The 5,649-nt window shown below is 65.2% G+C and carries 6 protein-coding genes; 1 reads left to right on the top strand and 5 read right to left on the bottom strand.

Annotation, left to right across the window (positions count from 1 at the left end):
* The first annotated feature begins 55 nt into the window (after window positions 1-55).
* Window positions 56-1,315 carry a CgeB family protein gene (locus VN419_RS14290; RefSeq protein ID WP_325647891.1) on the top strand — a complete coding sequence of 420 codons (1,260 nt, stop codon included), beginning with the start codon at window positions 56-58 and terminating at the stop codon, window positions 1,313-1,315.
* 17 nt (window positions 1,316-1,332) lie between these two features.
* Here the strand turns inward: VN419_RS14290 and VN419_RS14295 are convergent, their stop codons facing one another.
* The 5 genes from VN419_RS14295 to VN419_RS14315 form a co-directional block, all read right to left on the bottom strand.
* Complete coding sequence (locus VN419_RS14295; protein WP_325647892.1) at window positions 1,333-2,571, bottom strand: replication-associated recombination protein A; 1,239 nt, start codon at window positions 2,569-2,571, stop codon at window positions 1,333-1,335.
* Window positions 2,572-2,594: 23 nt separating this feature from the next.
* Window positions 2,595-3,332: an RsmE family RNA methyltransferase gene (locus tag VN419_RS14300; protein ID WP_325647893.1), complete on the bottom strand. Its 738-nt coding sequence runs from the start codon at window positions 3,330-3,332 to the stop codon at window positions 2,595-2,597.
* Window positions 3,333-3,383: 51 nt separating this feature from the next.
* Window positions 3,384-4,622, bottom strand: a complete 1,239-nt coding sequence (gene lysA, locus VN419_RS14305; RefSeq protein WP_325647894.1) for a diaminopimelate decarboxylase — start codon at window positions 4,620-4,622, stop codon at window positions 3,384-3,386.
* 29 nt (window positions 4,623-4,651) lie between these two features.
* Entirely contained in the window at window positions 4,652-5,122 is a 471-nt protein-coding gene (locus VN419_RS14310; RefSeq protein ID WP_325647895.1) for a hypothetical protein, read from the bottom strand.
* Window positions 5,119-5,649 (bottom strand): MutS-related protein (locus tag VN419_RS14315; RefSeq protein WP_414652942.1); only part of this gene is annotated, 531 nt, incomplete at its 5' end. The genes VN419_RS14310 and VN419_RS14315, both read right to left, overlap by 4 nt.

Below are 5,649 nucleotides of genomic sequence, written 5' to 3' on the forward strand. Positions count from 1 at the left end.
CCACAAGGGACTGCCGCAGTCAGGTTCAGATCTGAAACAGGATGTGGAGGCGTTCATGAGGGTACTGGTCATCCTGCCGCTGTATGGCGGCTCCCTGCCGGTGGGGCGGTATTGCGTTTCCGCCCTGCGGGAGCTGGGGCACCTGGTCGAGGTCTTCGAGGCTCCGGAGTTCTATGCCTCGTTCCAGGCCTTCAAGGGGCTCAAGGTGACCTCGGACCGGCTGCAATACCTTGAGAACAGCTATCTGCAGGTTCTGTCCCAGGCTATCCTGGCCAAGACGGAAACCTTTGAGCCGGATCTGGTGCTGGCCATGGCCCAGGCTCCGCTGTCCATCCAGGCCTTGAAACGTCTGAAACGTGATGGCGTGGCCACGGCCATGTGGTTCGTTGAAGACTACCGCCTGTTCACCTACTGGCAGGCCTTCGCCCCGCACTATGACTTTTTCGCCGTGATCCAAAAAGACGATTTCCTTTCGCAATTGCAGCATGTTGGCATGGAGAATGCCCTGTACCTGCCCCTGGCTGCCCAGCCAGATGTTCATAAACGACTTGAACTTTCCAGCGTTGAGCGCCGCAAGTTCGGGTCCGCCGTATCCTTCATGGGCGCGGGCTACCCCAACCGCCGCATGGCCTTCCGCGAGCTGGTGCGCTTCGACTTCAAGCTCTGGGGCACGGAATGGGACGGAGACGTCATCCTTGCGCCGTATGTGCAGATGGCCGGAGCCCGCGTCTCCAGCGAGGATTGCGTGCGCATCTTCAATGCAACCACGATCAACATCAACCTGCACTCCAGCATGCAGGCCAAGGAGCTGGTCAGCGGCGGGGACTTCGTGAACCCGCGCACCTTCGAGGTCGCGGCCTGCGGGGCTTTCCAGCTGGTGGACAGGCGCGGCCTCATGGCCGAACTGTTTGAGGAAGGGGAGCTGGCCATCTTCGACAGCATGGAGGAGCTGGCCCCGCGTATTGAGCACTACCTGGCCAACCCTGAGGAGCGCATCGCCATCGCCAAGCGCGGCCAGGCCCGCGTGCTTGCGGACCACACTTACGCCGCGCGCATGCGCACTCTGCTCGATTTCGTGGCCTCGCGCAGACCCGGCTGGCCAAAGCCTCGTACGACCGGCAGCGCCCTGGAGGGCCTGCCGCCGGAACTGGCGCAGGAGATCACGGCCTTGCTGGAACGTCTGGGCTTGCCCTCGGATACCGGCTTCGACGATCTGGTTTGGGCCGTACGCCAGCAGCAGGGCGCTCTTGGCGGCCTGGACGCGGCGGTGCTGTTTCTGGATGAGTGGCGCAAGCTCTACGCCCGCAAGGGCTGAGAGCCTATCGCGACGGCTCAGGACTTCTTGACGGCCCGCTTGCGCGTGGACAGCCAGGTCTGCATGCGCGCCTCGGCCCCCTCATTCTTGGGCACGTAGAACTGCGCGCCGCGCTTGGCCAAGTCGTGGGGCAGGTATTCCTGGTCCACCCAGGAGCCGGGGAAGGCGTGCGGATATTTGTAGCCCCGCCCATAGCCCCATTCCTTGTGCAGGCTGGTGCTGGCGTTGCGCAGGTGCAGGGGCACGGGCTGCATGCCGTTTTCCCTCACTTCCTTCAGGGCGTTCAAGTACGCGCCGTAACTGGCGTTGTTTTTCGGCGCCAGGGCCAGGTAGACCACCGTTTCCGCCAGAGGGATGAAGCCCTCCGGCATGCCCACGAACTCCACGGCCTGCTGGCAGGCCACGGCCAGCGGCAGGGCCTGCGGGTCGCCCAGGCCCACATCCTCCGACGCGGAAAGCACAAGCCTGCGGCAGATGAAGCGCGGGTCCTCGCCGCTCTCCAGCAGGCAGGCCAGGTAGTACAGCGCCGCGTCCACATCGCTGCCGCGTATGGACTTGATGAGGGCCGAGGCCAGTTCGTAGTGCGAATCGCCCTCGCGGTCTCCCCGGATGATGACCTCGGGCAGGGCCTGGCGCAGGGTGTCCAGGCTCAGCTTGTCTTGCGGCAGGCTGGACACGTGTTCCACAAGATTCAAGAGCGCCCGGCCATCGCCCGCGCACATGCCCGCCAACAGATCAAAGACTTCGTCCGGCCACTCGCAGCCCAGCACCTTGGCTCCGCGCCGGGCCATGCGTACCAGTTCCTCGCGCGTCAGGCCGCGGAAACGCAGCACATGCAGCCGTGAGAGCAGTTGCCGGGTGACGCTGAAGCTCGGATTTTCCGTGGTGGTGGCCAAGAGCACGATGTCGCCGCTTTCAAGAATGGGCAGGAAGAAATCCTGCTGGGCCTTGGAGAAGCGGTGGATTTCGTCCAGGATCAGCACCTCGGCCCCTTGCAGGTGCTTGCGCAGAGCGGTGAGACCGGCCTCCGGCGCGCTGACGCGGATCCACTTTTTGTTGGCCGCCTTGGCCATGAGCATGGCGAGCGTGGACTTGCCGCAGCCCGGCGGGCCGAAGAAGAGCAGGCTGGGCAGGCGCGGGCCGTTGGCAAAGGCCGCGATGCGCTCCAGCAGATGGCTTTGCCCCACGAACTCGTTCAGGGTCTGCGGGCGGATCTTGTCCGCCAGGGGCTGCTTTTCGGAAATTTCTATGCGCATGCGCGAGTCCGGCGTGTTGAGCGTTAGGTTTTGAGCAGGGCGTGGTGCGCCAGGGCCAGGCAGGACAGGGCTGCGGTTTCCCAGCGCAGGGGCCGGGGGCCGAGGCTGCGGGTCTTGAACCCGGCCTCGCGCAGACGCGCCACCTCGCGCTCTTCAAGCCCGCCCTCTGGGCCAAGCACAACGAGTACGCGGCCGGCGGCCAGTTCCCCAGGCTCCAACAGATCCTCCGGGCCGGTGCCCTCATACAGCACATAGCATCCGTCGTGTTCCGTCGCAACGCGGATCAGACCGTCCACACCGCCCTGGACCACGGCCAGCTCCGGCAGCCAGGCGCTCTGGCACTGCTTGGCCGCCTGCACACCCTTGTCCCGCCAGGATTCCTTGGGCTCCTTCGGCATGTCGCCCTGACTGCGCGCGGCCTGCCAGAACACAAGGCCCAGCGCGCCAAGCTCCACGCCCTTTTCCAGCAGCCAGTCGCGCCTCGACGCCTTGTTCCAGCCGAGAGCCAGGGTCACGCCGCACGCGGGCGCTGGCTCCAGCATTTCGGACACGCGGCGCAGCTCAGCCCTGGCCTTGCCGGTAATTGCGCTGATCTCGAACAGACCGTGACGGCCGAAGCCGTCGAACAGCCGCACTGTTTCGCCCGCGCGTGCGCGCAGAACGCCCAGCAGGTGCTTGGCCTCCGGGCCGTCGAGCGTGGCCGCCCCGTCCGGGCCGGGCCAGTTCTCCGGCGGGAGGTGGTAGGAGTTGAGTCGGGTCATGTGTGCCGGTGAAGCCGGGCCGGAACGTGAGGTCCCGGCCCGGGGTTCGGGCTAGATTTCGTGGGCCACCAGGGATTCGTAGGTCTCCCTGCGGCGGGCGACGATGACGTTCTCGCCGTCCACAAGAAGCTCCGCAGCCCTGGTGCGGGTGTTGTAGTTGGAGCTCATGGTGAAGCCGTAGGCTCCGGCGGAATACACCGCCAGCAGTTCGCCCTGGCGCACCTCGGGCAGCATGCGGTCCTTGGCCAAAAAGTCGCCGGACTCGCAAATGGGGCCGACCACGTCCACGTCCTGGGGGCCGCGCCCCTGGGGCGTCACTTCCTCGATGCGGTGGAAGGAACCGTACAGCGAGGGCCGCACAAGGTCGTTCATGGCCGCATCCACGATGACGAAGCTCTTGCTGGGGGTCTGCTTGGTGTACAGCACCTCGGTCACCAGGATGCCCGCATTGCCCACGATGACGCGGCCGGGCTCCAGCACGACCTTGAGCGGGATGCCCGCGAGGGCCTTGGTCAGCGCGGCGCCGAATTCCTTGGGGTGGGGCGGTTCTTCTTCATTGTAGGGAATGCCCAGGCCGCCGCCGAGGTCGAGGTAGCGTATGTCCAGATTCATGCCCTTGAGCTTCTCGTAGAAGGCCAGCAGCTTGTCGAGCGCTTCCAGGAAGGGCTCGATGGTGGTGAGCTGGGAGCCGATGTGGCAGTCCATGCCCACGGGCTCGATGGCGGGCAGGTCGCGCGCCATGGCGTAGGCGTCCAGGGCGCTTTCGATGTTCAGGCCGAACTTGTTCTTCTTCATGCCCGTGGAAATGTACGGGTGGGTCTTGGGGTCAACGTCCGGGTTGATGCGGAAGCTCACCTGGGCGACCTTGCCCATGTCGCGCGCCACGTCGTTGATGCGGATGAGTTCCTGCACGGATTCCACGTTGAACATGAGAATTCCCGCGTTCAGCGCCTGGGCGATCTCCGGGGCCTTTTTGCCCACGCCGGAGTAGACGATGCGCTCCGCCGGAACGCCCGCCAAAAGCGCGCGGTACAGTTCGCCACCGGAGACGATGTCCATGCCCGCGCCGAGGGACGCCAGGAGGCGCAGCACGGCCAGGTTGGAGTTGGCTTTCACCGAGTAGCAGGTCAGATGCGGCACTGCGTCGAAGGCCGAATCAAAGGCCTGGAAGTGGCGTTTGAGCGTGGCCGAAGAATAAATGTACAAGGGGGTGCCGTAGCGCTGGGCGAGTTCCTTCACGCTCACGCCTTCCGCATACAAGGTGCCGTTCTTCATCTCGAAATGATGCATCTGGACGGTACTCCTCTACAAAGGGATGGTTATTGCGGCGCCGAAATCACAAGCTCTGAAGTGACAAGCTGCAGAGCGGGGTACACGTTGCTGGCCACCAGCTGCAGGCGATAGGTCTTCTTGGGGTCCAGCTCGCAGGTGGTGATGATGAGGCGGTTCATGTCGCGGCGCATCTCGGGCGCGCCGGGACCATAGAGCCGAGAAATGCGCGGCACGAAGGGGCAGGTGGCGCAGCCGTCGCCGGGTCCGTCGCCGATGGCTTCGATGTGCAGGCGCACGCTGTCCAGATTGTCCCAGGCACCGGCCAATTCGGCGTCCACGATGAGGCAGCCCTGAGCGCGCTGCACGTTCACGCTGCGGATGCGGAAGCGGTCCTCGCTGAGCTTTGGCGCGGGCCACTCGCGCTTGCCGCAGGAGACGAGCGAAAGGGCCAGCGCAGCCAAGAGGGTGGCGCTCAGGATTCGGGAAAGGCGAAGACGAAAGAGAGGGCTGCCGGTCATGTGGCGCTCACGTTCTTTTTCCATTCGTGCAACAGGGTCAGGGCGGCCAGGGGCGACAGGCCGTTCACATCAAGACGCTTGAGTTCGACGAGCATCGGGTGCTCCGGCTCCGGGGCCTTCTGCTCCTGAGGAGCGGGAACTCCGGGCAGCAGGCTTTGCCGCGCCGCCAGCACGGGCGAACCGCCGCGTTCACTCTGCGATTTTTCCTCGAGGGACGCAAGTATTTCACGTGCGCGCTGCACCACGGGCTGGGGCACACCGGCAAGCCGCGCCACCTCGATACCGTAGCTTTTGTCCGCCGGGCCGGGGATGAGCTTGCGCAGGAACACGATGTCGCCCTTCCATTCGCGCACGGCGATGTTCATGTTGCGAAGGCCGGGAATGCGGCCTTCCAGGCTGGTCAGCTCATGGTAGTGCGTGGCGAACAGCGTGCGGATGCCGTTCCTGCCCCGGCGCGACAGCTCCTCCACCACGGCCCAGGCCAGCGCCAGGCCGTCGAAGGTGCTGGTGCCCCGGCCGATCTCGTC

It is taken from the genome of Humidesulfovibrio sp., assembly GCF_035560995.1.
Taxonomy (GTDB): domain Bacteria; phylum Desulfobacterota; class Desulfovibrionia; order Desulfovibrionales; family Desulfovibrionaceae; genus Humidesulfovibrio.

Bases quoted from the DNA above. Each gene is read 5' to 3' on its own strand.
- VN419_RS14290 (WP_325647891.1), top strand. From the start codon at position 56: ATGAGGGTACTGGTCATCCTGCCGCTGTATGGCGGCTCCCTGCCGGTG.
- VN419_RS14295 (WP_325647892.1), bottom strand. From the start codon at position 2,571: ATGCGCATAGAAATTTCCGAAAAGCAGCCCCTGGCGGACAAGATCCGC.
- VN419_RS14300 (WP_325647893.1), bottom strand. From the start codon at position 3,332: ATGACCCGACTCAACTCCTACCACCTCCCGCCGGAGAACTGGCCCGGC.
- lysA (WP_325647894.1), bottom strand. From the start codon at position 4,622: ATGCATCATTTCGAGATGAAGAACGGCACCTTGTATGCGGAAGGCGTG.
- VN419_RS14310 (WP_325647895.1), bottom strand. From the start codon at position 5,122: ATGACCGGCAGCCCTCTCTTTCGTCTTCGCCTTTCCCGAATCCTGAGC.